This is a genomic window from Limnohabitans sp. Bal53, assembly GCF_003063355.1.
GTDB lineage: Bacteria > Pseudomonadota > Gammaproteobacteria > Burkholderiales > Burkholderiaceae_C > Limnohabitans_A.
Genome location: NZ_NESH01000004.1, coordinates 219,986 through 246,604 on the forward strand (window position 1 = coordinate 219,986; position 26,619 = coordinate 246,604).

A 26,619-nucleotide genomic window follows, 5' to 3' on the forward strand; every position below is an offset into this window, starting at 1 on the left:
GAGAAGAACAAGATGTTTACCAAAATTTTGATTGCCAACCGTGGCGAAATCGCTTGCCGCGTCATCGCCACCGCCCACAAAATGGGCATTCAAACCGTGGCCGTTTATTCCGAAGCCGACAAAGAAGCCCGCCATGTGCAACTGGCCGATGAGGCTGTGTTGATTGGCCCAGCCGCATCACGTGAGTCGTACCTCGTGGCCGACAAAATCATCGCCGCCGCCAAGGCCACAGGCGCACAAGCGATCCACCCCGGTTATGGTTTCCTGAGCGAAAACGCCGAGTTCTCCAAGCGCTGCGAAGACGAAGGCATTGCCTTCATCGGCCCTCGCCACTTCTCGATTGCCGCCATGGGCGACAAGATCGAATCCAAAAAGTTGGCAGGTGCCGCAGGCGTGAACTGCATTCCGGGCGTGAACGACGCCATCGACAGCGCCGAAAAAGCGGTCGAAATTGCCAAGGGCATTGGCTACCCGGTCATGATCAAGGCGTCAGCCGGCGGCGGCGGCAAGGGCTTGCGTGTGGCTTTCAACGACAAAGAAGCTTTTGAAGGCTTCACTTCCTGCCGCAACGAAGCGCGCAACAGCTTTGGTGATGACCGTGTGTTCATCGAGAAGTTTGTCGAAGAGCCCCGCCACATCGAAATCCAAGTGCTGGGCGACAGCCATGGCAACGTGATTTATTTGAACGAGCGCGAATGCTCCATCCAGCGTCGCCACCAAAAAGTCATTGAAGAGGCACCTTCGCCTTTCATCTCTGAAGCCACCCGCAAAGCCATGGGCGAGCAAGCCGTGCAACTGGCCAAGGCGGTGAAATACCAGTCGGCCGGAACGGTAGAGTTTGTGGTCGGCAAAGACCAGAGCTTTTACTTTCTGGAGATGAACACCCGCTTGCAGGTGGAGCATCCCGTGACCGAAGCCATCACTGGGCTCGATTTGGTCGAAATGATGATCCGCGTGGCTGCTGGCGAGAAATTGCCGATCGAACAAAAAGACGTGCAGCGCAACGGCTGGTCCATCGAGTGCCGCATCAACGCCGAAGACCCATTCCGCAACTTCCTGCCCTCCACCGGCCGTTTGGTGCGTTTCCAGACGCCACACCAAACCATGTTCCAGGCCAACACCACAGACCTGTATGGCGTGCGCGTGGACACAGGCGTGCAGGACGGCGGCGAGATCCCGATGTTTTACGACTCGATGATCGCCAAGCTGATCGTGCACGGCAAAGACCGCAACGATGCGATCGCCAAAATGCGCGAAGCCTTGAATGGCTTCGTCATTCGAGGCATCAGCTCCAACATCCCCTTTCAAGCTGCTTTGTTGGCACACCCGCGTTTTGTGTCGGGCGACTTCAACACGGGCTTCATCGCCGAGCAATACAGCCAAGGCTTCCGCGCTGAAGACGTGCCGCATGACGATCACGATTTCTTGGCCGCACTGGCCGCCTTTGTGCGTCGTAAGTCACGCCAACGTGCCGCCAGCCTGAGCGGCCAGTTGCCCGGTTACGACGTCAAGGTGGGCCAAGACTACGCTGTGGTCGAGTTGGGCCAGGCTGGCAAAAACCGTTATGTGCCCGTGCATGTAGACGAGTTTGTGGGCAAGCCCGGCGTGGCGCAGATCACCGTGGATGGCAAGGCCTACGCTATTGAGAGCAACTCCCGCCTAAACGACATTCGCATCGAAGGCACTTGCAACGGCAAACCCTTTACCGCACAAATTGAACGCGGCACCTTGAAGAACCCGTTGGCTTTGCAAGTTCAGCACAACGGCACGCGCATCGAGGCACTGGTCATGTCACCGCGCATGGCCGAGCTGCACAAGCTTATGCCCTACAAGGCCCCGCCGGATCTGAGCCGCTTTGTGCTCTCGCCTATGCCCGGTTTGCTGGTGGATGTGTCGGTGCAGCCGGGTCAGAAGGTGCAGGCGGGCGAGCGCGTGGCCGTCATCGAAGCCATGAAGATGGAAAACGTGCTGTTTGCTTCGCAAGACGGCGTCGTGAAGAAGGTGGTGGCTGCCAAGGGCGAATCTCTCACAGTGGACCAGATGATTGTGGAGTTCGAATAAATGACACGTCCTTTCAAAGTGCTGGGTGTGCAGCAAATCGCCATTGGCGGGCCCGACAAACTGCGCCTGCAAAAGCTCTGGGTCGACATGTTGGGCCTGGAGGTGACCGGCACCTTCAAAAGCGAACGCGAGAACGTGGACGAAGACATCTGCGCCATCGGCTCTGGCCCCTTCAAGGTCGAGGTTGATCTGATGCAACCGCTGGACCCCGAGAAAAAGCCCGCTGTACACACCACGCCACTGAATCACATCGGTCTGTGGATCGATGATCTGCCCGTGGCGGTGGAATGGCTCACCGCCCAAGGCGTGCGCTTTGCACCCGGCGGCATCCGCAAGGGCGCGGCCGGTTTTGACATCACGTTTTTGCACCCCAAGGCGAGCGAGGAGTTCCCGATTGGCGGGGAGGGCGTGTTGATTGAGTTGGTGCAGGCGCCGCCCGAAGTGGTCAGTGCGTTTGAAAAACTGGCCTCAGCCGTCTAAAGCAGCTCCCACATAAATTCCGACCACTGCGCAGAGTCCTGCCCCCTGTAGGAGCGGTCTCCGACCGCGATATTGGGCCTCAGGGTGTATCGCGGTCAGAGACCGCTCCCACAAAAATTCTGCCCACTGCCCAGAGTCGTGCCCCCCAGTAGGAGCGGTCTCCGACCGCGAAATTCGCCTCATGGTTCATCGCGGTCGGAGACCGCTCCCACAAAAATTCCGACCACTGCGCACAGCCGTGTCCCCCTGTAGGAGCGGTCTCCGACCGCGATATTGGGCCTCATGGTGCATCGCGGTCAGAGACCGCTCCCACAAAAATTCTGCCCACTGCCCAGAGTCGTGCCCCCCTGTAGGAGCGGTCTCCGACCGCGATATTGGGCCTCAGGGTGTATCGCGGTCAGAGACCGCTCCCACAAAAATTCTGCCCACTGCCCAGAGTCGTGCCCCCCAGTAGGAGCGGTCTCCGACCGCGAAATTCGCCTCATGGTTCATCGCGGTCGTAGAGTGCTTCCACAAAAATTCTGCCCACTGCGCAGAGTCGTGCCCCCTGTAGGAGCGGTCTCTGACCGCGATCAAGGCTGATGTAGTCAGCCTTGATTTTGTTTGGCTCGGGCTTTGGTCAGGGCCGCTTCGATGATCGCGCGTTTGCGGTCCATTTCGGGGGCCTTGTCTGTGCCCTTGGTGTGGGCAGGCAAGTCGGCCAAGGTGTGCTCTGCCTCATTGATCAGCCTGGCTTGGTGGGCGGCCTTTTCTTGCGCCAAGCGTTTGTGACGTGACGCGTAACGTGCAAGGGCCGTCTGAGCCTCTTGCGCGGACCAAGCGGCCCAGCCTGTGCGCGTGTCGGTCACGTTTTCCAGCGCAATGCAATCGACCGGGCACACCGGAATGCACAGCTCGCAGCCCGTGCACCAAGGTTCGATCACGGTGTGCATCAATTTGTTGGCCCCCAAAATCGCATCGGTCGGGCAAGCCTTGATGCACAGCGTGCAGCCGATGCACCAAGCCTCGTCGATGATGGCCACATGGCGTGGGCCTTCTGTGCCGTGTTCCGGGTTGAGGGGCAGAACGGGCTGGCCGGAGATGGCGGCCAGGCGTTCAATGCCCGCTTGCCCACCCGGTGGACATTGGTTGATTGGGGCTTGCCCCTCGGCCATGGCCTGGGCGTAGCTGGCGCAGTCCGGGTAGCCGCAACGCGTGCACTGCGTTTGGGGCAGGGCGTTGTTGAGGGCAAGAAAAAGCGCCTGGGTCTCAGGCGCTTGGTGGCTCAAGGCGGTCATGAACCTCAGGCTTTTTTGTTGGAATCCACCCAAGTGGTTTTAACGGCCGTTTTGGGCAAGGCCTTGGCCGCGCTCTTGGTGACCGCTTTGGCGGGGGTGGGTGAGCTGGTTTTGACGCTGGCTTTGGCCGCCGATGGAACAGCTGGTTTGCTGGCCCCTTTGTCAGTGGCGGTGGCTGCCGTTTGGGCGGTGGTTTTGGCTGCCGAGGCTTTTGCCGCAGGTTGGGCGCTGGCCTTCACTTCAGTCTTCGCAATGACCTTCGCCGCGGTTTTCACAGTGGCTTTGGGGGCTGGCTTCACTGCAACAGGCGCAGCGGCTGGAACTGGCACGGAGCTGCTTGGGGCCTGAGCCACTGGCTGAGTTGCCGCCGAAACGCTGGGCTTGGCCACTGCCACTGCCGCTGGGGCCTTGGCTTGGGGGGCGTGGTTCAAAATGAACTTGACCAGTTGCGGGTAGACGATGTCGCGCCAGCGGCGGCCGCTGAAGATGCCGTAGTGGCCCGCGCCTGGCACTTCCAGATGCTGACGCTCGCTGGCGGGCACGCCGCTGCACAGGTCTTGCGCCGCACGGGTCTGGCCGGCGCCAGAGATGTCGTCCAGCTCACCTTCCACGGTCATCAGGGCCGTGCCCTTGATGTCTTGCGGGCGCACGCGCTCGATCTTGCCGTCCACACCCTTGACGTCCCAGGTGCCGTTGACCAGCTTGAAGTCCTGGAAGACGGTGGCGATGGTCTCCAGGTAGTAATCGGCGTCCATGTCGAGCACCGCGTTGTACTCGTCATAAAACTTGCGGTGAGCTTCGGCGCTGGCGTCGTCACCCTTGATCAGGTCTTTGAAGTAGTCGTAGTGGCTGGTCGCGTGGCGGTCGGGGTTCATGGCCACAAAGCCGGTGTACTGCAAAAAGCCCGGGTACACGCGGCGGCCTGCGCCTGGGAAGCTGGGCGGCACGCGGTAGATCACGTTGTTCTCGAACCACTCAAAGCTCTTGTTGGTGGCCAGGTTGTTCACCGAGGTGGGCGACTTGCGCGCATCGATGGGGCCGCCCATCATGGTCATGGTCAGCGGCGTCTTCTCGCCACGGCTGGCCATCAAGGACACGGCGGCAAGCACAGGCACGGTGGGCTGGCAAACGCTCACCACATGGCAGTGGCCATAGATGGACTGCAGGTGGCGGATGAATTCCTGCACGTAGTTGATGTAGTCGTCCAGGTGGAACTCGCCGTCCGACAAAGGCACCAAACGGGCGTTCTTCCAGTCGGTGATGTAGACCTTGTGGCCTTGCAACATGGTCTTGACGGTGTCGCGCAGCAAGGTGGCGTAGTGGCCGGACAAGGGGGCCACGATCAGCACCACAGGCTGGGCCTTGAGCATGGTCAATGTCGCTGGGTCGTCCGAGAAACGCTTGAAACGGCGCAGCTCGCAAAAGGGCTTGTCGATCTCAACACGCTCGTGGATGGCCACATCGGTCTTGTTGACCTTGACGGTGCGGATGCCGAACTCAGGCTTGACATAGTCTTTGCCCAAGCGGTGCATCAGGGCGTAGCCTGCCGACACTCGTTGTGCCAAAGGCGTTTGCGCCATGGGGTTCAGGGGGTTGCTGTAGAGCTTGGCTGCTGCTTGGGCCAGATCGGAAAAAGGCTCCATGATCGAGCGTTGGGTTTCAAAAATCTGATAAAGCATGTGGCAGTTTCCCTTGCAACAAAATGGTGCGCTGCAGCAATACTACAGGAGACCAGGCGGTATTTTTTGAGTTTGCCCCCTAATTGACAGTCACCTTCCGGACCGCCCAAAAAGAAACCGCCCCGTCAGGGGCGGTTGCAAGCTTGATGTCAGTCAATTCAGACGACTTTGGCGATCGCAGCGCACACGTAGTCGATGTTTTTGCTGTTGAGCGCGGCCACGCACATGCGGCCGGTGTCGGTGCCATAGACACCAAATTCGCTGCGCAGACGGACCATCTGGTCTTTGGTGAGGCCCGAGTAGCTGAACATGCCGATCTGGCTGGTGATGAAGCCCATGTCTTGCTTGACACCAGCGGCTTTGAGGCCGTCGACCAGCTTTTGACGCATGGCCTTGATGCGAACGCGCATTTCGGCCAACTCGCTCTCCCACTGAGCGCGCAGCTCGGGGTTGTTCAGCACAGCCGCAACCACCGCACCGCCGTGGATCGGTGGGTTGGAGTAGTTGGTGCGGATCGCGATTTTGAGTTGGCTCAAAACGCGTGAAGCTTCTTCTTTGTCAGAGGCCACCACCGACAGGGCACCCACGCGCTCGCCATACAGGCTGAAGCTCTTGGAAAAAGAAGTGGACACAAAGATGTTGAGGCCCGCAGCCACAAACTTGCCGATCACCGCGCCGTCTTCGGCAATGCCATGGCCAAATCCTTGGTAAGCCATGTCGAGGAAGGCGGTCAGGCTATTGGCCTTGACCACCGCAATGACCTGGTCCCACTGCGCGTCGGTGATGTCATAACCCGTGGGGTTGTGGCAGCAGGCGTGCAGCACGACGATGGTGCCGGCCTCGGCCGCGTTCAAGCTGGCCAGCATGCCTTCGAAGTTCACGCCGCGCTTGGCTGCGTCGTAGTAGGTGTAACTTTCGACTTCAAAACCCGCGTTGATGAAGATGGCGCGGTGGTTTTCCCAGCTGGGGTCGGAGATCATGACTTTGGCCTTGGGGCTGACTTTCTTCAAAAAGTCGGCGCCAATCTTCAGGCCGCCTGTGCCGCCAATGGCCTGCACAGTGGACACGCGGCCAGACTTGACTACATCAGATTCAGCACCAAACACCAGCGCCTTAACGGCATTGTCATAGGCCACGATGCCGTCAATGGGCAGGTAACCACGGGCTGTGGGGGTGGCCATCATGGTTTTCTCAGCTGCTTGCACGCATTGCAGCAGGGGCAGTTTGCCGTTGTCGTCGAAGTACACGCCCACGCCCAAGTTCACTTTGTTGGGGTTGGTGTCGGCGTTGTATTGCTCGTTCAGACCCAGGATCGGGTCGCGGGGGGCCATTTCGACGGCGGAAAACAGAGACATGGAAAGTCCTTGGATTGTGTTCAGTGGTGGCAGAAAACCCGTTCCTCGGTTAGGCTTTCGGGTTGTCCCTGATTTTAACGGCCCCTGTTGCCAAGATTGGCCAGTTGCCCATTACAAAAGATGCCCACCGTGCCCGAAGCCCCTGTTGTTGAAGTTGTGTCTGATGCGGACAAGTACGCTGAGGGTCAGTTCATCAGCTACCCGGGCTCACCTTTTGAGCTCTATCAGCCGTACCCGCCCGCTGGCGACCAGCCCGTGGCCATTGAGCAGTTGGTCGAGGGCGTGCACGACGGCGAGGTGTTCCAGACACTGCTGGGCGTGACCGGCTCGGGCAAGACTTTCACCATGGCCAATGTGATCGCCCAACTGGGGCGTCCTGCCATCGTGTTTGCGCCCAACAAAACATTGGCCGCGCAGTTGTACAGCGAATTCCGGGAGTTTTTCCCCAAGAACGCGGTGGAGTACTTCGTCAGCTACTACGACTACTACCAGCCCGAGGCCTATGTGCCCCAGCGCGATCTGTTCATCGAGAAAGACTCGGCCATCAATGAACACATCGAGCAAATGCGACTGTCGTGCACCAAAAGCATCATGGAGCGGCGCGATGTGGTGATCGTGGCCACGGTGTCGGCCATCTACGGCATTGGCGAGCCCGAGAGCTACCACCGCATGATCATGACGCTGCGCACGGGCGACAAGCTGGGCCAGCGCGATGTGATCGCGCAGCTGATCCGCATGCAATACCAGCGCAACGACATGGAGTTTTCACGGGGCAAGTTCCGGGTTCGGGGCGACACCATCGACGTGTTCCCGGCAGAACACTCCGAGCTGGCCATCCGCATCGAGCTGTTTGACGACGAGATCGAAAGCCTGCAGCTCTTTGACCCGCTCACCGGCCGCATACGCCAGAAGATCCCTCGATTCACGGTCTACCCTTCGAGCCACTATGTGACGCCCCGTGACAAGGTGCTGGCGGCGGTGGAGACCATCAAGCTGGAGCTGGCCCAACGCCTGAAAGAGCTGGTGGGCATGGGCAAGCTGGTCGAGGCGCAGCGGCTGGAGCAGCGCACACGGTTTGATCTGGAAATGCTGTCTGAAGTGGGGCACTGCAAGGGCATCGAGAACTACACCCGTCATTTGTCGGGCGCCGCGCCCGGCGACCCGCCCAGCACGCTCACCGATTACATGCCGCCCGACGCCATCATGTTTTTGGACGAGAGCCACCAGATGATTGGCCAACTCAATGCCATGTACAACGGCGATAAGGCGCGCAAAACCACGCTGGTGGAATATGGCTTTCGATTGCCCAGTGCATTGGACAACCGCCCGCTCAAGTTCGAAGAGTTTGAAAAACGCATGCGCCAATGCATTTTCGTCTCGGCCACACCCGCTGATTATGAAAAGACGCATTCGGGCAAAGTGGTCGAGCAAGTCGTGCGCCCCACGGGCTTGGTGGACCCGCAGGTCGAGGTGCGCCCCGCCACGCACCAGGTGGACGATGTGCTGCAAGAAATCCGCATCCGCGTGGACAAGCACGAGCGCGTGCTGATCACCACGCTGACCAAGCGCATGGCCGAGCAGCTGACCGATTACCTGAGCGACAACGGTGTAAAGGTGCGCTACCTGCACAGCGATGTGGACACGGTGGAGCGGGTCGAGATTTTGCGAGACCTGCGCCTGGGCGCTTTCGATGTGCTCGTGGGCATTAACCTGCTGCGCGAAGGCCTGGACATTCCCGAGGTGTCGCTTGTGGCTATTCTGGACGCGGACAAGGAAGGCTTTTTGCGGGCCGAGCGCAGCTTGATTCAGACCATTGGCCGCGCAGCGCGCAACCTCAATGGCCGGGCGATTTTGTACGCCGACCGCATCACCGAGTCCATGAAAAAAGCCATGGGCGAGACAGAGCGCAGGCGCATCAAGCAGCTCGCCCACAACGAGACCATGGGCATTACACCCAAGAGCATCGTCAAGAAGGTCAAGGACCTGATCGATGGCGTGTACAGCGAAAAATCGGGCAAGGAAGCTGAACGCCTGGAACAAGCGGCCATGCAAAAAGCCAAGATCGAGGACATGAGCGAGAAAGACATCGCCCGCGCCATCAAACAGTTGGAAAAGCAGATGATGGAACACGCCCGCAACCTGGAGTTCGAAAAAGCTGCCCAGGTGAGGGACCAGTTGAGCATCCTGAAAGAGCAGGCCTTTGGTGCCACAGGGGGCGACAACATCGTGCCGTTGGTACGGGCTTGAAGCGCGCTTCCAAGTGCTTGGCCGAATAACCCTATAACCCGAGTGATTTGATCGGGATTAGTTTATACTTGACTCGTTTAGTCGGGAACCCGCTTTGGCGGGGCAACGACCAAGCCACCACCCACTTCAGGAGTCTGCCATGCGTTTAACCACCAAAGGCCGTTTCGCCGTCACCGCCATGATCGACTTGGCCTTGCGCCAAGACGCCGGCCCCGTGACTTTGGCCGCCATCAGTCAGCGCCAACAGATTTCACTGTCTTATTTGGAGCAGTTGTTTGGCAAGCTGCGCCGCCACAACTTGGTCGAGTCCACCCGTGGCCCCGGTGGCGGCTATACCCTGGGCCGCAAATCCACCGACATCACCGTGGCCGACATCATCTTGTCCGTGGACGAACCCATCGATGCCACCCACTGCGGCGGCAAAGAAAACTGCAACGGCGGCGATGGCCGCTGCATGACACATGACCTGTGGGCTTCGTTGAATTCCAAAATGGTCGAGTTTCTTGACTCGGTGTCCCTGCAAAAGCTGGTGGACGACCAATTGGCCAAAGGCTTGGTGGTTGAAAACAAGCCCAGCATCAAGCGTGCGATTGCGCCCATGCCCATCAGCCAGCCCATCCGAGTGAATGTGCCCAACTCGGTGTTTGACCTGGGCAACATGTTCGCCAAACCCTGATTTTCTAGAAGACCAGACCATGACCACACCCCATTTCCCCATCTACCTTGATTACGGCGCAACCAATCCTTGTGACCCACGTGTGGTGGACGCCATCATTCCTTGGTTGCGCGAGCACTTTGGCAACCCCGCATCCCGCAGTCACGCCTGGGGCTGGGAAGCCGAAGCCGCGGTTGAAACCGCCCGCGAGCAAGTGGCCGACCTGATCGGTGCTGACCCCCGCGAAATCGTCTGGACCAGCGGTGCCACCGAGTCCAACAACTTGGCCATCAAGGGCGCAGCGAACTTCTACAAGTCACGCGGCAAGCACCTGATCACCGTCAAGACCGAGCACAAAGCCGTGCTGGACACCATGCGTGAGCTCGAGCGTCAAGGTTTTGAAGTCACTTACCTCGATGTGCAGGCCGATGGCTTGCTCAGCATGGATGCGCTCAAAGCCGCGATTCGCCCTGACACCATCCTGATCAGCGTGATGTTCGTGAACAACGAAATCGGTGTGATCCAGGACGTGACCGCCATTGGCAACCTGTGCCGCGAAAAAGGCATCGTCTTCCACGTCGATGCGGCCCAGGCCACCGGCAAGGTCGAGATCGACATGACCCAGCTGCCCATCGATTTGATGAGCCTGGCCTCGCACAAAACCTATGGCCCCAAAGGCATTGGTGCTTTGTATGTGCGCCGCAAGCCCCGCATTCGCCTCGAAGCGCAAATGCACGGCGGTGGCCACGAGCGCGGTATGCGTTCGGGCACTTTGCCCACTCACCAGTGCGTGGGCATGGGCGAGGCGTTTCGCATTGCCAAGCTGGAGATGGCGCAAGACAACGCCAAGGCCCGTGCTTTGCACGACCGCCTGATCAATGGCCTGAGCGACATGGAGCAGGTGTTTTTGAACGGCCACGCCACCCAGCGCGTGCCGCACAACATCAACATGAGCTTCAACTTTGTCGAAGGCGAATCACTCATCATGGGCATCAAAGGCTTGGCTGTGTCGTCAGGCTCGGCATGCACCTCGGCCAGCTTGGAGCCCAGCTATGTGTTGCGCGCTTTGGGCCGCAGCGACGAGTTGGCCCACAGCAGCTTGCGCATGACCATTGGCCGCTGGACCACCGAAGAAGACATCGACTACGCGATCCAGACCATCCGCGAGAACGTGGCCAAGCTGCGCGACCTCAGCCCCCTTTGGGAAATGCACAAGGATGGCATTGATCTGAGCACCATCCAGTGGGCCGCCCACTGAGTTCACACTGACCTGAATACGGAGAAAACACCATGGCTTACTCTGAAAAAGTGGTTGACCACTACGAAAACCCCCGCAACGTCGGCTCTTTTGACAAGGGCGACGACAGCGTGGGCACTGGCATGGTCGGTGCACCGGCTTGTGGCGACGTGATGAAGCTGCAAATCAAGGTCAACCCGACAACCGGCGTGATCGAAGACGCACGTTTCAAGACCTACGGTTGTGGCTCGGCCATCGCCTCCAGCTCGTTGGTGACGGAGTGGGTCAAGGGCAAAACGCTCGACGAAGCAGCGGCCCTGAAGAACAGCCAGATTGCCGAAGAGCTGGCGCTGCCGCCCGTCAAAATCCACTGCTCCATCTTGGCCGAAGACGCCATCAAGGCCGCAGTCGACGATTACAAAAAGAAACACCTGAACTGACATGGCCATCTCACTGTCTGCTGCCGCAGCTCGGCATGTAACCCGCTACTTGGCCAAACGCGGCTCGGGTGTCGGTGTGCGCCTGGGGGTCAAGACCACGGGCTGCTCAGGCCTGGCCTACAAGCTCGAGTACGTGGACGAGATCGCGCCAGAAGACGTGGTCTTTGAAGGCCACGGCGTCAAGGTACTGGTGGACCCGAAAAGCTTGGCCTACATCGACGGCACCGAGCTCGACTTCGTCCGCGAAGGCCTGAACGAGGGCTTTCGCTTCAACAACCCCAACGAGCGTGACCGCTGCGGTTGCGGTGAGTCGTTTCGCGTTTGAGTTCGTCCTCATTGTGAAAAGCGCAGTGAAAGAGTTTGACGTCATCGCGAGGCACGAGGCGATCCATGGATTGCCACGCTACGCTCGCAATGACAAATATGGCGTCATCGCGAGGCACGAATCGATCCATGGATTGCCGCGCTACGCTCGCAATGACAAATATGGCGTCATCGCGAGGAGCGCAGCGATCCATGGATTGCCACGTTGCGCTCGCAATGACAAATATGGCGTCATCGCGAGGCACGAAGCGATCCATGGATGGCCACGCTGCGCTCGCAATGACAAATATGGCGTCATCGCGAGGCACGAATCGATCCATGGATGGCCGCGCTACGCTCGCAATGACAAACATGGCGTCATCGCGAGGCACGAAGCGATCCATGGATTGCCACGCTACGCTCGCAATGACAAATATGGCGTCATCGCGAAAAGCGCAGCGACGTGGCGATCCATGGCAGTGACTTCATGATCAACTTGCAAACCAACGACTTCGAGCTGTTTGACGTGCCAGCGCGCTTCGCGCAGGACCGCGCACAGCTCGACGCCCGTTGGAAAGCCCTGCAACGCGAAGCTCACCCAGACCGTTTTGCCGCCGAAGGTGCTGCCGCCCAGCGCGTGGCCATGCAGTGGTCGGTGCGCATCAACGAGGCCTACCAGCGCCTCAAAGACCCGCTCAAACGTGCGGCCTATTTGTGCGAGCTGCGCGGTGCGCCAGTGCAGGCCGAAAACAACACCGCCATGCCTGCAGCGTTCCTCATGCAGCAGATGGCGTGGCGTGAAAACCTCGACGACACCGAATCCGCAGAAGGCTTGGAAGCACTGGCGGTTGAAGTGTCTGCCGAGCAGCGTCGCGTGCAGCAAGAACTGGCCCGCTTGCTCGACGAAGCCCAAGACCCCGCTCAGGCCGTGGGGCAGGTGAGGGCGCTGATGTTCATCGAGCGCTTCACGCAAGAAGTGAACGCTAAACTCGACCGATTGACCTGAATTCTCCCGATTGACCATGGCCTTACTGCAGATTTCCGAACCGGGCCAGTCGCCCGACCCGCACCAACGCCGCATCGCGGTGGGCATTGACCTGGGCACCACGCATTCGCTGGTGGCTTCGGTGCGCAGCGGCGTGGCCGAGTGTTTGCCCGATGACGATGGCCGGGTGATCCTGCCCTCTGTCGTGCGTTTTATGCCCGGTCAAGGTCGCCAGATCGGATTCGATGCCGTGCAATCCGCCGCCAGCGACCCGGTCAACACCATCGCCTCGGTCAAGCGCTTCATGGGGCGCGGCTTGAACGACATTGCCGACCGCAGCAAGCTGCCGTATGAGTTCACCGCCAGCGAACACGGCATGCTCAGCATCCAGACGGTGCAAGGCCCCAAGTCGCCCGTGGAGGTGAGCGCCGAAATTTTGGCCACCTTGCGTTACCGCGCCGAAGACACCTTCAACGACGACCTGTACGGCGCCGTGATCACCGTGCCGGCCTACTTTGACGACGCCCAGCGCCAAGCCACCAAAGACGCTGCTCAACTGGCCGGCCTGAATGTGCTGCGCCTGATCAATGAACCCACCGCAGCGGCCATTGCTTATGGCCTCGACAACGCCAGTGAAGGCGTTTATGCCGTGTTCGATTTGGGTGGCGGTACCTTCGATATTTCTATCCTGCGCCTCACGCAAGGCGTGTTTGAAGTGCTGTCCACAGGTGGTGACTCCGCCTTGGGGGGCGACGACTATGACCAAGCCTTGGCCGACTTTGCCATGGCCCAACAGCCCAGCTTGAAAGCTGCCACGGCCGAAGACAAAACACGGCTCAAGGCTGCTGCCCGCGCGGCCAAAGAGGCGTTGACCAGCGCAGACACGGCCAGCCTGGATGTGGCGCTGTCCACTGGCGCTTTGTCGGTGCAGATCAGCCGCGCCGATTTCGAGCAAGCCACCCAGGCCCTCACGGCCCGCTGCGTCACCGCCGTGCGCAAAGCGCTGCGCGATGCCCAGCTGTCCAAGGACGATGTACAAGGCGTGGTCATGGTGGGTGGCTCCACCCGCATGCCGCAAATCCAGCAGGCTGTGGCCGACTTTTTTGGTCAAGCCCCGCTCAACAACCTCAACCCCGACGAAGTCGTCGCCTTGGGTGCGGCCATCCAGGCCAACCAGTTGGCGGGCAACAATGCCGCCGGCGAGTTGCTGTTGCTCGATGTGATCCCGCTGTCGCTGGGCATCGAGACCATGGGCGGTTTGGTTGAGCGCATCATCCCGCGCAACCAGACCATCCCCACCGCCATGGCGCAGGACTTCACCACCTATCAGGACGGCCAAACCGCGTTGGCGCTGCATGTGGTGCAGGGCGAGCGCGACTTGGTGCAAGACTGCCGCAGCTTGGCTCGCTTTGAGTTGCGTGGCATTCCGCCGATGGCCGCAGGCACAGCCCGCATCCGCGTGACTTTCACGGTCGATGCAGATGGCCTGCTGAACGTGGGCGCCAAAGAACAAATCAGTGGCGTGGAAGCGCGCATCGACGTCAAGCCTTCCTATGGCTTGAGCGACGATCAAATCGCCACCATGCTGCAAGAGAGCTTCACCACTGCGCAAGCCGACATGAAGGCGCGTGCCTTGGTCGAGGCGCGGGTCGATGCCGACCGCATGCTCCTGGCCACCCGCAGCGCCTTGGCAGCTGACGGCGACTTGCTGCAAGCCAACGAGCGTGCCAGCATTGACGCCTTGATGGCCACTTTGCAAGCGGCTATTCAGACCGAACAAGACGCCAAGGCATTGGAAGACTGCACCCAGGCGCTGGCCAAGGGCACCGAAGCCTTCGCGGCCGAGCGCATGAACCACAGCATCCAGAAAGCCCTGGCCGGTCAAAACATCCAGTCCTTGTAAAAGCCCGATTGGCCCCGAAAGAAGACACCTATGCCCGTCATCAAAATCCTGCCCCACCCCGAGTACTGCCCCCAAGGCGCCGAGATCACTGCGCCTTCAGGCACCAGCATCTGCGAAGCCCTGCTCGACAACCAGATCAACATCGAGCACGCCTGCGACATGAGCGCCGCCTGCACCACCTGCCATGTGGTGGTGCGCGAAGGCTTCAAGTCGCTCAATGAGATGGAAGAAACTGAGGAGGACCTGCTCGACCGCGCCTGGGGCCTGGAGCCCAATTCGCGCCTGAGCTGCCAGGCCTTTGTGGCCAAGAGCGATCTGGTCATCGAGATCCCTCGCTACACCATCAACCACGCCAAAGAATTGCACTGAGCCGGAGCTGCAAGCCATGCGTCAAATCGTTCTGGACACCGAAACCACAGGCCTCTCAGCCGAAGGCGGCGATCGCATCATCGAGCTCGGTTGTGTGGAGCTGTACGCCCGCAAGCTCACGGGCAACAACCTGCATTTCTATTTCAACCCCGAGCGCGACAGCCACGAAGACGCGCTCAAGGTGCACGGCATCAGCAACGAGTTTTTGCGCGACAAGCCCAAGTTTGCACAGCTGGCTGATGAAATCCTGGATTACCTGGCGGATGCAGAACTGATCATCCACAACGCGGCTTTTGACATCGGTTTTCTGAACAAGGAACTCGAAAGCGTTGGCAAAAAACCTTTGAAGGCCTATGTCAGCGGTGTGATCGACACCTTGGCCATGGCCAAGGAAATGTTCCCAGGCAAGCGCAACAGCCTGGACTCGCTGTGTGATCGCCTCGAAGTCGACAACTCGGGGCGTACCTTGCACGGCGCTTTGCTCGACGCCGAGTTGCTGGCCGATGTCTACATCAACATGACCCGTGGGCAAGAGGCCTTGCTGATCGACGCTGGCGATGCACCCAGCGACACCCAAGCTGTGATGGTGCAGGTGAATCTGAGCCAATACGTGCTGCCGGTGCTGACAGCCAACGCACAGGAGCTGGCAGCCCACGAAGATCTGTTGGCCCAACTCGACAAGTCCAGTGGCGGCAAAACCGTGTGGCGTCAGGTGCAGGCCGCCTGAGCCGATTGGGGCGGGAGGCGCTTGCTGTGAAGGCGAACATTTTTTGCCAAGTTGGGCTCAGATTGGCCCAATTTTTATGCCATAATTGCGGTCTTCGCTACACAGCGTAGGGCGATTAGCTCAGGGGTAGAGCACTGCATTCACACTGCAGGGGTCGCAAGTTCGAAACTTGCATCGCCCACCAAAAATTCCCAATGAAATCAAGCACTTAGCAGAAATGTTCGGTGCTTTTTTCTTTGTGATGTCCTAAAAGTGTCCTAAACTCCTCTTTCCGGAATCCCAAGAGGTTCCACTTTTACTGTGGTGAACACGCCAGTTTAGAAGTTGCTTGCCTCCAACTGTTTTGGGGCTCTTCAGAGATTTTGAAGATTGAGTGCTGTGGTCTTCTAACGGGCTGACTCTCTACTTGAGAGGCAAAGGTTAGCTTCAGCGATTGTTGACTTGGATGCTTAACCTGGGCCTTCCGAATTTCCAGCCTAGTCAGACCCTACCCGTCCCCGACACCCCTTGCGCCAGAAGCGGAGTCCCTAGCACATATACATACTATTCCCCACGAACAATCCCATCCCAGTTCAGACCCCACCCCCTCTCCACAGAAAGACCCCCCGTCACCTTCCTGAAAGTGCACCCCCGGGGGGGTATATTGCTTAAAAAATAGGCAGCTCTGACGGAAAAATAAATAGGAACTTGTGGTGTAACTTAAAATGGAAATGATGCCAAAAACAACGAAGCAACCAAAACGTTTTGGTTGGTTGGAAAAAGTTATCCACAGAACCGTGAATATTCTAGTATCGACACGGACCCAAGGCGGGCATGAGGGGTGTTGCAGGGCTTGGTTAGGGTCGATTTGAGTTCAATAACCTTGGCAGGGTAGGCCACACGCTGGAGCAGTAACTTGATATTTTGAACCGGATTTCGGTCTGGTTTCATGCGAATCAGAGCGCAGCCTCTTGCTTTAATTCGGACAGATCTGCATTGATAGCCTTTTGTAGATCGCTGTCAATCGATGACAGGAAGTCTCTTAATATTCTTTCTGCATGCCGATTGAGTTCGACGGATAGGTTTTCCGCTGCCCAGCTGATGAAAATAGCCCAGATGGGTGCACCAGAGCCAGCAGCCTTCATGTGCTTGATGATCAGCCACTCCATGTAGTTGCTTTGGTTTGTTCGAAGACACGCGGCAAGCGCAGACCTGAATCTCGTGTGCGTCTGAGCTGTCTGATTGAAGCTGATCAGTAATTCATGAATTAGGCTATTCAAGTTAGCTTTATTTGCCAGGATGGCCTTCAGTTCATCTGATGTGCCGTGAGGTTTTTTGACCGTGTGCGTGCTTCGCTGTGGTTTATTGGGCGTACTGACGATGTCCTGGAATTTCTGGACGATTGTTTTGACGGGCTTTGAATCAGTGGATGACTCTTGTTTCCTGAGAAAAGCCGGGATCTCAATGTCATCCATGCCTGCATTCGACATGCCATCAACTCGGGCAGCAGAATGAGTCCGAGACGATCGCCATACAGACGGAACAGAATGGCTCATGTTGATGCGAGATTCAGCCATGAAGGGCACATTGTCACTACCGGTCCGCATTACTCTAAGCGACACATTACTGCGTGAATATGCAACCGTTCCGTTTCCGCCCCAACCTGAGGCCAACATGGGCCTGACTTGGTGCAACCCTGGCAAATCTTCTGCTTTCTCGCTTTCTACTCGTTCGTGGACAAGAATTAAATTGGTTTCGCTGGTGACCAATTGATATTCGACTGCGAGGCGCTCTCGTTCTTTGGCTTGCGACATATCGTTCAAGCGGAAGGCGGCTGCAATCCGAGACAGTTCAAGGCTTTCATCCCAGATGACCGGGCAGGGTATAGGTTGGCCGTTGGGGTGAATAGTCTGAACTACGTTGAGTTCATCCAGCGCTGTACCTTGTATATTGATTTGCGTCCATGACATCAAGGAGCTACCAGCTGCGGCATGCCCCGCAGATTTGGATTGCCAGACGATAGGCGCTGCACATGAGACCTCTTGGTCGAACGCCTGCGTTTGCCGAATCTGGATCAGCAGGCGCTCGACCGCTTGTTGCATGTTTTCACGGGGTGTGACCATTTCACAAGCGCCGCTTGTCACATCTGCCATGTCTTTGAGCAGACTTTCGGATGGCGCTGAACCGACGCCTACGGCATAAATGCGTTGCCCAGAGGCGCGAACAGTGGCGATGATCTCCTCAATGTTCCAGACCTCCCCGTCAGTGATCAACAAAACCACCGAATTTTTGGACTCTTCTGATGAGCCACTATTTATGGCGATAACCTCTTTCAAAGCGTCATCAATCTCGGTACCACCCAAATCCGCATTCAATCGACGGGACGTGGCTTTCAAAAGTTGTCGGTAAATGAGTGTGCAAGGCTTTAGCTCCGGGTGGTCGTGCTGAACAGTGCTGCCAAACCGCGTGAAAGAGACTTGGTCCGTACTGTTCAACTGTCCAAATAGCCAACTGAGGCAGTCTTTGGCCTGTTCGATGCTGTCACCCTGCATGGAGCCCGAGCAGTCGACAAGGACCTTGATGGAGACGGGGTGCTGCTTTTTAAAGCCAGTTGGACGGTACACACCACCCGTCAGGACAGTTGCTTGTCCTGGGCGAGCCAAGTCATGCGCTGCGACCGCAAAGTTCATATCGTCCAGCTGGTCAACGATCAGTACAAAGTCCCGATCCAGCCATGCTGCCCCTTCTAACCTCAAGGCACATTGATCGTCCTGACGACTCAGCTGGATTTCATGGCTGGGGCTGTAAACCGTGGCTTGGCTCAAGTTTTCAGACAACTCAAGGTTCAGGAACAGCCGTTGCTCGGCTTGTGGATTCGCTTGTGCTTGTTGGTGTGGGCTCAAACCCGCTGCTGAAGGATCGCCATATCGCGGCGCAATGGTCGTGGGCAGGCTGAATCGGATCGAACCATCCTCGGCTTTTAGGATTTGAGCGTATTCGAGCTCAATCACCACTTCATCCCCGGTTTGGATGTTGCCGATGTTGGCTGTGTACAAGTCTTTTCCTGACCTCTCCAGCATGACAGGCAAGTCACCGCTGCTGATGGCCTCTTCATATTGCGCTTCGGCCACTTTCTTGGGCTTGACGGTACCGGTCATGCTTTTACCGTTGAGCTCCACACGCATGCCCAAAAGCACGCTCTGCCAGCCGAGCGGGAAGGTGTAAACGCACTCAACGTTGTCATCTGACCAGTTCTTGTAGACCTGGCGAACCTTGATTTGGGCCACCAAGCCAATGAGGCGTCCAGTCACATGGGCCGAGACCAGGCCGATGTTGGCTTCCGTATCTTGGGCGTGCAGACCGGTTTGCTTGTTATTGGTTTGCATTGATTTCTTCCCAAGTAGAGAGGACGGAGCGGACAAATAGACGGAGTTTTTCTGGCGACAGACCCGCGGCTTGCGGCTCGAGGTGAAGCTCAACGCCTAGGGAAATGAACACCTTGCTGATGACAGAGATGTCACCTGCCGCTTTAGGCGGGGGCGGGGGCGTGGTGATGCCGTGGATCAGTTGCTTGATGCGCTCGAGCGAAGTGCCTTGGTCTGCCATAGCCCGAACCTGCAGCACTTGATCCAAGTGCTTTTGGGTGTAGCGGGCATGTTTTCGGTCGCCTTCATGGCGGTCAACCAGGCCAAGCTGGATGTAGTAACGGATCGTGCGCAACGACAAGTCGGTCAGGGCGCTGAGTTGATCAAGGGTAAAAGTCGTATTCATGTTTTTATTATACAGTTTAACTGTCATTTTAAAGCTGTCAATTAAAAGGCGCACCATCACTAGGCCAAATCAGGGCATTGACCGTTGCAGGCCAATGCCGAGAGATTTGGTCGGGTTTCAGGGATGCCAGACACAGTGTTGGCGCAGGCCGAGCACAACCTGGGCAAGCAATACCTAGCCCCTTGCTGGATCGGTGGCTCAAAGGCTGATGCTATGCGTTGAATTTGATCGATTTAAGGCTGCACCAATTCGGGCACACCGACGCCCGCAGCCCACACAAACGCATGCTGCTCGTAATGCCGGGCCACTGACTTGGCCGCTTCCAGATCCAAACCTAGCACCAACACGCTGACCTCGCCTGGCCAGTTGTTGCTCGGGTGCTTGCCGATGCCGTCGATGCAGATCAGTCCGCGCCCTTTGAGGTTGGCTTTCAGTTCGTTCTGGCGGGCTTGGTTTTCATCGAGGGGTAGGTTTTGACTGAACGGGTTATAGGCTGTAATGAAGGCCGCGGTCAGGGCGTTGTGCCTAGCCATGAGTGCGTTCAGTTCCGAACAGGACTGGCCGATTTGCATCGTGAACGGGGATTCTTGGAGAACGATGTAGTGGGTTTCGGCAAAGGCTTGCAGTAATTCAGGGGACAGGGTGATCATGTGTTGGCGTTCGCTTCTTGGTAAAAGGCATTCATTACGGATTGCATGTCTTTGGGCAAGTAGGTCCATGCCTGCACCGCGATGTCGTTGGGTATGCCGTGCAGAGCTTCAGAAATGCCGCCCGCAATAGCCGCGATAGTGTCGCTGTCTCCTCCTAGCGAAACCGCGCTGCGAATAGCGTCTTCAAAGCTATTGCTGTGTAGGGCGCAACTGATGGCTTGCGGCACCGAGTCGATTGCCTTTTCTGTACGCTTGTAAGTGGGGCGGATGTCGTTAGGTGTCAGGTGTAGCGGGTATCCAAACCGTTCGGTAAGGCGTCGACCAATTTCGGCTGCGGCTACTTTTCTCCGTGCCCAGTGGATGGCCAATGCCACCGCCTGCGCTGTGTGCATGGCATCTGGATGGTTGTGGGTGATGGAGGTCACGGTGTCAGACCAACCGATCACTTCGTCTTCGTTGCTGGCGAGTAAACCCACTGGCGCAATGCGCATGGCTGCGCCGTTACCCCAACTACTGTATGGCTTTGGAGTGTCGTCCGTGAACCATTCGGCAAACCGTTTTCTCCAGCCGCCGTTTTCTGCGTAACGCTTGCACCATTCGATCAGGGTGACTTGTGGATCGGTGCCACGAATCAGTGCATCGGCCACGGCCACAGTGCAAACCGTGTCATCGGTGAAACGTGCTTTGGGGTGAAACAGCGGGGCAAAGTCTTTGCCTTTGAAGTGGCTGAACTCGTAGACCGAGCCGATGATGTCGCAATGAGAGTGCCCAGCATTTGTTTTTTTGATGTGAAGGTTTTAAACAAGTACGCGAAGGTTTTTCAACTTTTTATCACCTCAATTCCAGCAACACAAACTCGGGTCTTGCGCCAATGCGCAGGGGAATCACTGAGGTGCCGATGCCGCGTGACACGTACAAATCACCCCAAGCTGTTTGGTAGCTGCCGGTTACATATTGGCCACTGCCTTTGGGCGTAAAAAGCGCATGTTTGCCGATGGCCACTTGTCCGCCGTGGGTGTGTCCTGCCAGGCTGTACGCAATCTGGCCCAACTCGGGCGATGGTGCCTCGTCAAACATGCCGGGTGAGTGTTGGGCCATGATGATTGGCGTGCCCTTTTTGCATTGCTGAAGTGTTTGCACCAGATCGGGCTGGCCTGCCGTGTAGTCATCCAGCCCCGCCAAACTCAGGTGCACACCGTTGACCAGCAGCGCTAAGCACTCGTTGACCAAAAGCCTGACTTTGTGGCGTTTGTAGATGGCAGACAACTGCTTCATGTCAGTGCCTGACCAATGCTCCCAATTTCCCAAGATGGCCACTTTGATGGCGTCAGGCATGCTTTTCAAAAACGCATCGAGTTCAGGCAGCGCGTGACGGTCATCGATCACGTCGCCGGTCAGCAAGATCAAATCGGGTTGCAGAGCCTTGAGGTGACGCAATGTGGCCTCTTGCGTCGCACCCATCCCTGAGAGGTGCAGGTCTGATAGTTGTGCAATTTTGAATGTCGCACCCTTTAAGTCCACTTGCTTGTGCAACCGAGTTACCACCACCCAGCGAGGCTCGAGGACGAATCCATAAACCAGCAATAGGCTGACCGCGAGAACGATGGCCAAAATCCAAAAGCCGCGCCGAGGTTTTTTCTTTTGGTTCATGGTGCAAAGTCTATTTCACTGCCATGTGGGCCGGGGTTGTAGCCGAACTCGATTTGCAGAGATTGGGAGGGTCGTGACGATCGTGATGTGACCAGACCGTTCATGGAGTGCGCATTGCTCAAAATGAAATCTGCGGTACTGATCAAATCGTCATCGGTGTCAACACGAGTTAAGAGTGATCGCCCCTCAATTGATCAGATCGCAAGTGCACAGACCATTGCTTGCCGCACTGGGGCAGTTTTAATCATGATCAGTGGTGGTTACTTGACATGGCCCCATCCCGCCTTATTCCAAAGCTCATCCAATCCCTTGTCCAAGCTAGGCTCAGCTGGCATCACCCAGTAGGCCGGGTAAATGTTGCCTTCATAGGGCAGGATTTTTAAAGAGGCGGTGTCGTTTTGTTCGGCCCAGTTTTGTAGCCCAATGACGCCCAGCGCAACGCTGCTTGCCAAGGCCCAAAGAAGCACAAGCCTTTTGTTGAGAAACCCCCAAACCAACCGCAACTGGACCAAAGCGACCAAGATCACGAGCACAGTGCGCATGATTTCATGGAAGTCGTTTGGCCAAGTCCAGCCCATGGCAAAAAACAGCCAAGGCACTGCCAAAAGGACAATGGTCACATCCACCAAGCAAGCAGCGGCAGTGAGGGCGATGTTCTGGCTGGTTTGCGCATGCCCGTTGATGGAGTAGCTGAACCATGACCAGAAAGTCACCCACGCACTCAACCAGGCCAAGCGCTGTGCAAAAGTTTTAGCAAAGAATGCCGGGTCTGTGATTTCCAGGCTGTAGGTCTGGTAGTACCAAAAACTCACCCCCAAGAAGGCTGCAAACAGTGCCGAAGACAAGGCTGGAACAAGACGCGTGTTCATGGCTTGGCCTTCTCGAAATCGGCATCAAAGGCCAAGCTGGACAAGGACTTTCTCAAAATAGCTTTGGCGGTCTCATCGTCGAACCCGTCCAGCCCCATGGCCACCACCAGCGCGTTGGGCCCGCGCACCAACGGCGTGTAGCGAAAACGGTATTCGTTCAGATTGGGCAACTTGGTCATGGCCCTGCGACAAGCGTGCAATTGAACTGTCAGGCCCCAGGGTACCTTCACGCGTTGTTCACTGCATTGCCAGAGGGTTGAGTCATCGGGCACCTTGCTGGCACCCGACAGGCTGTAGAGCCTGCGTTCCACCAAATTGGCCATTTGTAAGTCGTTCAAGTCAGGGCCTTGCAACAAAAACGATCCCGAAACAATGCGCCCGGCTTGCTTTTCGTCCATCACGTACAAGCCATTGGCCGATTCACAAGTCTGTTGCACCACGCTGTAGCGCCACTGGGTTTTGGCCTGTCTTTCGGTGGAGCAAACGTATTGGTTGGTCAAATCAGCGCGCACGTTAAACGGCCCCAGTCTGCGCACATTGTTCAAACCACTGTCCAGGCGGTGCAACTGTTGACGACCAAACTTGGCAAATTGCTTGGAAATATCTGCCCTCAGTTGGGCGTTGTCTGGGGTGTTTTGCTGGGCTGTTTGCTTGAGCAACGCGCCGACAGCGGAAGAGGGTATGACCAAACCAATCAACTGATGCTCGGTGCTGGTGGCCACATTGACACCAATGACTTGACCGCGTGCGTCTATGGTGGGCCCGCCACTCATGCCGCTGTTGATGGCACCGCTGAACACGATCAGCGGTGATGACGGCTCATCGTGCATCCCGTTGAATGAGCCGTTGACGATGCTGTACTCAAACGATCCGGGCTTGCCCACTGAAAACCCGTTCTCACCCTTGGCGGGCAGAGTCTCCCGCAATTCCAGCAAGGGGGCATCGACGGCAGAGTTCAACTGCAAAATGGCCAAATCATTGAGTACATCGACCGCAATCACCCGAGCGGTTTTCTTGAGTTCATTGGCCGCTTGCACGGTCAGGTTGTGTGCTTTGGCGTCGTAGATGGCTTCAGTCACAGCGTGGTAGTTGGTCACAACCCAATCTTTGCGATGGGCCAAAAAGCCACTGGCGCTTGAAGTCACGCCCAGATTGCCGCTGACCTCGGTTCTGACCACCACCACCGATGGTCGAATGCGTTTGAAGAGTGTCTCGGCGTTGTTGGCCTGCGCCGACGCCAAATTGGCTCCCAAAAAGCCCAAAAGCGCAATACTCAATTTGAAGAGCTTGAACCTTACGTTCAACCTTTGCTGGAGATAACGTGACGCGGCAAATAAGGGGTTGAACATCGAATTCTTTAAATCTGTAAAAAACGTCAATTGACTTAGCAGTGTAAGCAAGCTGGTAATTACGCTTTGAGCCCTTGAACAGGGGGTTGTCGACCCTGTTGCCAACATTTGCATGACCCAGACCATGATCTGACAGGGCAGGCTCATGCGATGAGCCTGTCAAAGTCCGTAGATCAAACAACCAAAATCAATAAAAGTAACGGTGCTTGTGACAAACTCACGGCATGAAGAGGTTTTGCTCACTGATATTGCTGTTGTTGGGTCTGCATGTATCCAGCGCTCACGCCACCCAAGTTTTGCAGGCCTTGGTCGTTGGTGTGTCAGACGGTGACACCATCACCGTGCTGGACGCAGGCAAACACCAGCACAAGATCAGACTCCAAGGCATTGACGCTCCGGAAAAGGCCCAGGCCTATGGTCAAAAGTCCAAAGAGTCCCTGTCGGCATTGGTCTACAAGAAAAACGTTCAGGTGATATGGGCCAAGAAAGACCGTTACGGCAGAACCGTGGGACAAGTCATAGTCGGTGGCTTGGACGCTTGCCTAGAGCAAGTCAAGCGCGGCATGGCCTGGCATTACAAAGACTACCAAGCGGAGCAATCGGCAGAGGACAGAGTTCTGTATGACCGCGCTGAAATACAGGCTCGCAGCCAACGCCTGGGTCTTTGGCAAGACGCAGCGGCGCAGGAGCCATCGGCATTCAGGCGGCAGAAGTAGCCAGAATTCATCGGCACAGGCTCCAGACCCTGACCCTGCTCAGCCCTGCTTTTTCCCCTTGCCCTCACTGAGTTTTTTGCGCAGGAATGACGGCATGACCGACTCGCTGACGTGGGTCTCATCACCGTCGTAGGCCATCTCCTCTTTGGAGACCAAGCGACGTGACATGCGCATCATGGAGTAGCGCACCTCCTTGGCCATCATTTCAGAGTCTTGGTCAGCCAGTTGACGCAGTTGCTCGATCTTGGCCTTGAGCCAAGGGTGGTGTCCAAAGCGCTTTTCCAGCACATCCAACGCCCGCTGCGTGGTTTGGCGGTCGCCGTCTTTGGCCAATTGGCGCAAGTGCTCGGACGCTTTGGCAAAGGCCAGCTCTTCCAGTCTGGTGTAAGCCGTCTCGTTGCGGGGCAAGGCCTGCAAGGCGGCTGCGTCCAGCACCGGCAGTTGCAGCACAGGGGCGTGGGCCTGCAGTTGGGTGCCATCCAGGGCGTTGCCACACATGCTAGCGGCCAACAAGTCACGGGTTTGGCCCACCGTGCCAGGGCTCAGGTGCAGGCGCACTGCCACCCACGCCTCGGCCCCCCAAGCCAAGTCGGTCATGCGCCAGCTGCCATCGGCCAGATGCTGGGCAGGGCTGATCATCTCCACAATCACCCCTGGCGCGGGCAACAGCTTGAGCCCGACTTGCCGCAAGTACATGGCCTGCAGCAACGCCAGCTCTTCGTCAAAACTGTCGTAAAGGTCGGCGGCTGTCTCGCCGTAATAGTTTTGCCCGCCGCCCGCCCGGGCCATGCCGATCATCAAATCTTCATTGAAGCCGCGTCCCAAACCCACCGTGGTGGTACTCACGCCCCGGCCCAGCCACTCGCGGCACTGTGCCTCGATGGTCGATAAATCGGTCTCGCCATGGTTGGCTTGCCCATCGGACAACAAAATCACACGCGAAACCGTCTTCTCTGTGCCCCCCTCCAACTGGTGGGCACCAGCCAACCAGCCGCCATGCAGGTCGGTCATACCACCCGCTTGCACACCCGCTATCGCCCTGACCACAGCATCGGCCGTACGCATGGGCTGCAAAGGCAGCAGCGTGTCCACCTTGTCGTCGTACACCACCAGCGCCATAGCGTCTTGCGGTGTCAGGTGGCTGGCAATGTGCGTTACGCAGCGCAAAGCCTCTTGGAGCGGTTGGCCGTCCATGCTGCCCGAACGGTCCACCACCAAGGCCAAGCGTTTGGGCAAATGGGTTACAGCCAGATCGGCAGGGCGGTCAGGCGCCTGCACCCGCACCAGCACCTCCAGCGCACCGCCTTCAGCAGGCACACCCGCTTGCAGCGGAGAAAAAACAATCGTCGGTTGTGTCATCACAGGCTCCTTGGGTTGGTCAGGGCCATGATGGTGCCGTGGGCGAGGCTCAGGCTGAGAGCCTATGGAGCTGTTGAATTAACCAGTACTTGTGAGCCCGCGATCTTGGGTTTTGCGGGATGAAGCATTACCCCACCAAAACAGTCGGAAACCTTACCGTAGGTACTTCTCGCTCATACCGCCTCATTTGACAGTTTGTGGATTTTCGTGATTTGCTGAAAAAGGAATTCGGCCACCGGGGTCGGATCAGAAACAGGCAAGTCATGCAAGATTCAAACAGATACAGACGACGGTCAGATCAAGCGCCCCATGTCGGACAGCTGCGTGTGATGGAAGGTCGATTGGCCATGTGCGTCAATCCTATGGCAAGCTACGGCGGTTGGTCGGGTCCGCTTTGGGCCATTGAAGGCGTTCGCTACAAGTTCAGCCTCAGGGGTGGTCCCACAGGCTACCATGAAGGTTTTTGCGAGAAAGTGGATCCACGATGTCCAACGGTCACATTCCGGATGATTCCAAGAGGCTGGGATGAAGAGGCTCCGCTGGAGGAGTGCAGATCAT

23 protein-coding genes, 1 tRNA gene and 1 pseudogene are annotated in these 26,619 nt (G+C 57.5%); 14 read left to right on the forward strand and 11 right to left on the reverse strand.

Annotation, left to right across the window (positions count from 1 at the left end; all coding sequences use genetic code 11):
* Nucleotides 1-12: 12 nt before the first annotated feature.
* Both B9Z50_RS12330 and B9Z50_RS12335 read left to right on the forward strand, forming a co-directional pair.
* Nucleotides 13-2,061 (forward strand): acetyl/propionyl/methylcrotonyl-CoA carboxylase subunit alpha, encoded by a 2,049-nt coding sequence (locus tag B9Z50_RS12330; RefSeq protein ID WP_108364769.1) that lies wholly within the window; start codon nucleotides 13-15, stop codon nucleotides 2,059-2,061.
* Entirely contained in the window at nucleotides 2,062-2,541 is a 480-nt protein-coding gene (locus tag B9Z50_RS12335) for a VOC family protein (RefSeq protein WP_108364771.1), read from the forward strand. It begins immediately after the preceding gene.
* Nucleotides 2,542-3,128: 587 nt separating this feature from the next.
* On the opposite strand, the gene rsxB is transcribed toward B9Z50_RS12335, so the two are convergent.
* The 3 genes from rsxB to B9Z50_RS12350 form a co-directional block, all read right to left on the reverse strand.
* Nucleotides 3,129-3,818, reverse strand: coding sequence for an electron transport complex subunit RsxB (rsxB, locus tag B9Z50_RS12340; protein WP_108364773.1), 690 nt, complete (start codon nucleotides 3,816-3,818; stop codon nucleotides 3,129-3,131).
* A gap of 5 nt (nucleotides 3,819-3,823) precedes the next feature.
* Nucleotides 3,824-5,497 carry a polyhydroxyalkanoate depolymerase gene (locus tag B9Z50_RS12345; protein WP_108364775.1) on the reverse strand — a complete coding sequence of 558 codons (1,674 nt, stop codon included), beginning with the start codon at nucleotides 5,495-5,497 and terminating at the stop codon, nucleotides 3,824-3,826.
* Between the two features lie 158 nt (nucleotides 5,498-5,655).
* Complete coding sequence (locus B9Z50_RS12350; RefSeq protein ID WP_108364777.1) at nucleotides 5,656-6,852, reverse strand: amino acid aminotransferase; 1,197 nt, start codon at nucleotides 6,850-6,852, stop codon at nucleotides 5,656-5,658.
* A gap of 120 nt (nucleotides 6,853-6,972) precedes the next feature.
* Here B9Z50_RS12350 and uvrB point away from each other — a divergent pair, with 120 nt between their 5' ends.
* From uvrB to B9Z50_RS12405, 11 genes are all read left to right on the forward strand, one after another.
* Nucleotides 6,973-9,099: an excinuclease ABC subunit UvrB gene (gene uvrB, locus B9Z50_RS12355; protein ID WP_233249851.1), complete on the forward strand. Its 2,127-nt coding sequence runs from the start codon at nucleotides 6,973-6,975 to the stop codon at nucleotides 9,097-9,099.
* Between the two features lie 139 nt (nucleotides 9,100-9,238).
* Entirely contained in the window at nucleotides 9,239-9,775 is a 537-nt protein-coding gene (gene iscR, locus B9Z50_RS12360) for a Fe-S cluster assembly transcriptional regulator IscR (protein ID WP_108364779.1), read from the forward strand.
* A 19-nt stretch (nucleotides 9,776-9,794) separates the two neighbouring features.
* Nucleotides 9,795-11,012, forward strand: coding sequence for an IscS subfamily cysteine desulfurase (locus B9Z50_RS12365; protein ID WP_108364781.1), 1,218 nt, complete (start codon nucleotides 9,795-9,797; stop codon nucleotides 11,010-11,012).
* Between the two features lie 32 nt (nucleotides 11,013-11,044).
* On the forward strand, nucleotides 11,045-11,431 hold the full coding sequence (iscU, locus tag B9Z50_RS12370) for a Fe-S cluster assembly scaffold IscU (RefSeq protein WP_062405706.1): 387 nt from the start codon (nucleotides 11,045-11,047) through the stop codon (nucleotides 11,429-11,431).
* 1 nt (nucleotide 11,432) lies between these two features.
* Nucleotides 11,433-11,756 carry an iron-sulfur cluster assembly protein IscA gene (gene iscA, locus B9Z50_RS12375; RefSeq protein WP_019425275.1) on the forward strand — a complete coding sequence of 108 codons (324 nt, stop codon included), beginning with the start codon at nucleotides 11,433-11,435 and terminating at the stop codon, nucleotides 11,754-11,756.
* Nucleotides 11,719-12,225 (forward strand): hypothetical protein, encoded by a 507-nt coding sequence (locus tag B9Z50_RS12380; protein WP_108364783.1) that lies wholly within the window; start codon nucleotides 11,719-11,721, stop codon nucleotides 12,223-12,225. The genes iscA and B9Z50_RS12380 overlap by 38 nt, the downstream gene beginning before the upstream one ends.
* Complete coding sequence (gene hscB, locus B9Z50_RS12385; protein ID WP_199221740.1) at nucleotides 12,225-12,740, forward strand: Fe-S protein assembly co-chaperone HscB; 516 nt, start codon at nucleotides 12,225-12,227, stop codon at nucleotides 12,738-12,740. Before B9Z50_RS12380 ends, hscB begins: the two co-directional genes overlap by 1 nt.
* A gap of 16 nt (nucleotides 12,741-12,756) precedes the next feature.
* Nucleotides 12,757-14,622, forward strand: coding sequence for a Fe-S protein assembly chaperone HscA (gene hscA, locus B9Z50_RS12390; protein WP_108364787.1), 1,866 nt, complete (start codon nucleotides 12,757-12,759; stop codon nucleotides 14,620-14,622).
* A gap of 30 nt (nucleotides 14,623-14,652) precedes the next feature.
* Entirely contained in the window at nucleotides 14,653-14,991 is a 339-nt protein-coding gene (fdx, locus tag B9Z50_RS12395; RefSeq protein ID WP_108364789.1) for an ISC system 2Fe-2S type ferredoxin, read from the forward strand.
* Between the two features lie 16 nt (nucleotides 14,992-15,007).
* Complete coding sequence (dnaQ, locus tag B9Z50_RS12400) at nucleotides 15,008-15,718, forward strand: DNA polymerase III subunit epsilon (protein ID WP_108364791.1); 711 nt, start codon at nucleotides 15,008-15,010, stop codon at nucleotides 15,716-15,718.
* Between the two features lie 109 nt (nucleotides 15,719-15,827).
* Nucleotides 15,828-15,902 (forward strand) — tRNA-Val (locus B9Z50_RS12405).
* Between the two features lie 1,933 nt (nucleotides 15,903-17,835).
* Here B9Z50_RS12405 and B9Z50_RS18170 read toward each other — a convergent pair.
* The 7 genes and pseudogenes from B9Z50_RS18170 to B9Z50_RS12440 form a co-directional block, all read right to left on the reverse strand.
* Nucleotides 17,836-19,083, reverse strand: a pseudogene (locus B9Z50_RS18170) (VIT domain-containing protein); the annotation flags it as partial.
* On the reverse strand, nucleotides 19,070-19,468 hold the full coding sequence (locus B9Z50_RS12415; RefSeq protein ID WP_158270677.1) for a helix-turn-helix domain-containing protein: 399 nt from the start codon (nucleotides 19,466-19,468) through the stop codon (nucleotides 19,070-19,072). The gene B9Z50_RS12415 and the pseudogene B9Z50_RS18170, both read right to left, overlap by 14 nt.
* Before the next feature lie 233 nt (nucleotides 19,469-19,701).
* A complete protein-coding gene (locus tag B9Z50_RS12420; protein ID WP_158270678.1) occupies nucleotides 19,702-20,118 on the reverse strand; it encodes a DUF3293 domain-containing protein in 417 nt (138 codons plus the stop codon).
* Complete coding sequence (locus B9Z50_RS12425; RefSeq protein ID WP_108364799.1) at nucleotides 20,115-20,906, reverse strand: ADP-ribosylglycohydrolase family protein; 792 nt, start codon at nucleotides 20,904-20,906, stop codon at nucleotides 20,115-20,117. Before B9Z50_RS12425 ends, B9Z50_RS12420 begins: the two co-directional genes overlap by 4 nt.
* Before the next feature lie 43 nt (nucleotides 20,907-20,949).
* Complete coding sequence (locus B9Z50_RS12430; RefSeq protein ID WP_108364801.1) at nucleotides 20,950-21,768, reverse strand: metallophosphoesterase; 819 nt, start codon at nucleotides 21,766-21,768, stop codon at nucleotides 20,950-20,952.
* Nucleotides 21,769-22,028: 260 nt separating this feature from the next.
* Entirely contained in the window at nucleotides 22,029-22,637 is a 609-nt protein-coding gene (locus B9Z50_RS12435) for a hypothetical protein (RefSeq protein ID WP_108364803.1), read from the reverse strand.
* Nucleotides 22,634-23,914, reverse strand: a complete 1,281-nt coding sequence (locus tag B9Z50_RS12440; protein ID WP_158270679.1) for a S1C family serine protease — start codon at nucleotides 23,912-23,914, stop codon at nucleotides 22,634-22,636. Before B9Z50_RS12440 ends, B9Z50_RS12435 begins: the two co-directional genes overlap by 4 nt.
* Before the next feature lie 296 nt (nucleotides 23,915-24,210).
* Between B9Z50_RS12440 and B9Z50_RS12445 the strand changes: the two genes are divergently transcribed.
* Nucleotides 24,211-24,702 carry a thermonuclease family protein gene (locus tag B9Z50_RS12445; RefSeq protein ID WP_108364807.1) on the forward strand — a complete coding sequence of 164 codons (492 nt, stop codon included), beginning with the start codon at nucleotides 24,211-24,213 and terminating at the stop codon, nucleotides 24,700-24,702.
* A 39-nt stretch (nucleotides 24,703-24,741) separates the two neighbouring features.
* On the opposite strand, the gene B9Z50_RS12450 is transcribed toward B9Z50_RS12445, so the two are convergent.
* Nucleotides 24,742-26,061, reverse strand: coding sequence for a VWA domain-containing protein (locus tag B9Z50_RS12450; protein ID WP_108364809.1), 1,320 nt, complete (start codon nucleotides 26,059-26,061; stop codon nucleotides 24,742-24,744).
* Nucleotides 26,062-26,619 lie beyond the last annotated feature (558 nt).

What these genes read in the sequence shown, in the direction of transcription:
- B9Z50_RS12350 (WP_108364777.1), bottom strand. Translation starts at nt 6,852, where the DNA reads ATGTCTCTGTTTTCCGCCGTCGAAATGGCCCCCCGCGACCCGATCCTG.
- B9Z50_RS12450 (WP_108364809.1), bottom strand. Translation starts at nt 26,061, where the DNA reads ATGACACAACCGACGATTGTTTTTTCTCCGCTGCAAGCGGGTGTGCCT.
- fdx (WP_108364789.1), top strand. Translation starts at nt 14,653, where the DNA reads ATGCCCGTCATCAAAATCCTGCCCCACCCCGAGTACTGCCCCCAAGGC.
- rsxB (WP_108364773.1), bottom strand. Translation starts at nt 3,818, where the DNA reads ATGACCGCCTTGAGCCACCAAGCGCCTGAGACCCAGGCGCTTTTTCTT.
- B9Z50_RS12415 (WP_158270677.1), bottom strand. Translation starts at nt 19,468, where the DNA reads ATGAATACGACTTTTACCCTTGATCAACTCAGCGCCCTGACCGACTTG.
- B9Z50_RS12330 (WP_108364769.1), top strand. Translation starts at nt 13, where the DNA reads ATGTTTACCAAAATTTTGATTGCCAACCGTGGCGAAATCGCTTGCCGC.
- B9Z50_RS12345 (WP_108364775.1), bottom strand. Translation starts at nt 5,497, where the DNA reads ATGCTTTATCAGATTTTTGAAACCCAACGCTCGATCATGGAGCCTTTT.
- iscU (WP_062405706.1), top strand. Translation starts at nt 11,045, where the DNA reads ATGGCTTACTCTGAAAAAGTGGTTGACCACTACGAAAACCCCCGCAAC.
- B9Z50_RS12335 (WP_108364771.1), top strand. Translation starts at nt 2,062, where the DNA reads ATGACACGTCCTTTCAAAGTGCTGGGTGTGCAGCAAATCGCCATTGGC.
- iscR (WP_108364779.1), top strand. Translation starts at nt 9,239, where the DNA reads ATGCGTTTAACCACCAAAGGCCGTTTCGCCGTCACCGCCATGATCGAC.
- B9Z50_RS12365 (WP_108364781.1), top strand. Translation starts at nt 9,795, where the DNA reads ATGACCACACCCCATTTCCCCATCTACCTTGATTACGGCGCAACCAAT.
- B9Z50_RS12445 (WP_108364807.1), top strand. Translation starts at nt 24,211, where the DNA reads ATGAAGAGGTTTTGCTCACTGATATTGCTGTTGTTGGGTCTGCATGTA.
- uvrB (WP_233249851.1), top strand. Translation starts at nt 6,973, where the DNA reads ATGCCCACCGTGCCCGAAGCCCCTGTTGTTGAAGTTGTGTCTGATGCG.
- iscA (WP_019425275.1), top strand. Translation starts at nt 11,433, where the DNA reads ATGGCCATCTCACTGTCTGCTGCCGCAGCTCGGCATGTAACCCGCTAC.
- dnaQ (WP_108364791.1), top strand. Translation starts at nt 15,008, where the DNA reads ATGCGTCAAATCGTTCTGGACACCGAAACCACAGGCCTCTCAGCCGAA.
- B9Z50_RS12420 (WP_158270678.1), bottom strand. Translation starts at nt 20,118, where the DNA reads ATGATCACCCTGTCCCCTGAATTACTGCAAGCCTTTGCCGAAACCCAC.
- B9Z50_RS12435 (WP_108364803.1), bottom strand. Translation starts at nt 22,637, where the DNA reads ATGAACACGCGTCTTGTTCCAGCCTTGTCTTCGGCACTGTTTGCAGCC.
- hscA (WP_108364787.1), top strand. Translation starts at nt 12,757, where the DNA reads ATGGCCTTACTGCAGATTTCCGAACCGGGCCAGTCGCCCGACCCGCAC.
- B9Z50_RS12430 (WP_108364801.1), bottom strand. Translation starts at nt 21,768, where the DNA reads ATGAACCAAAAGAAAAAACCTCGGCGCGGCTTTTGGATTTTGGCCATC.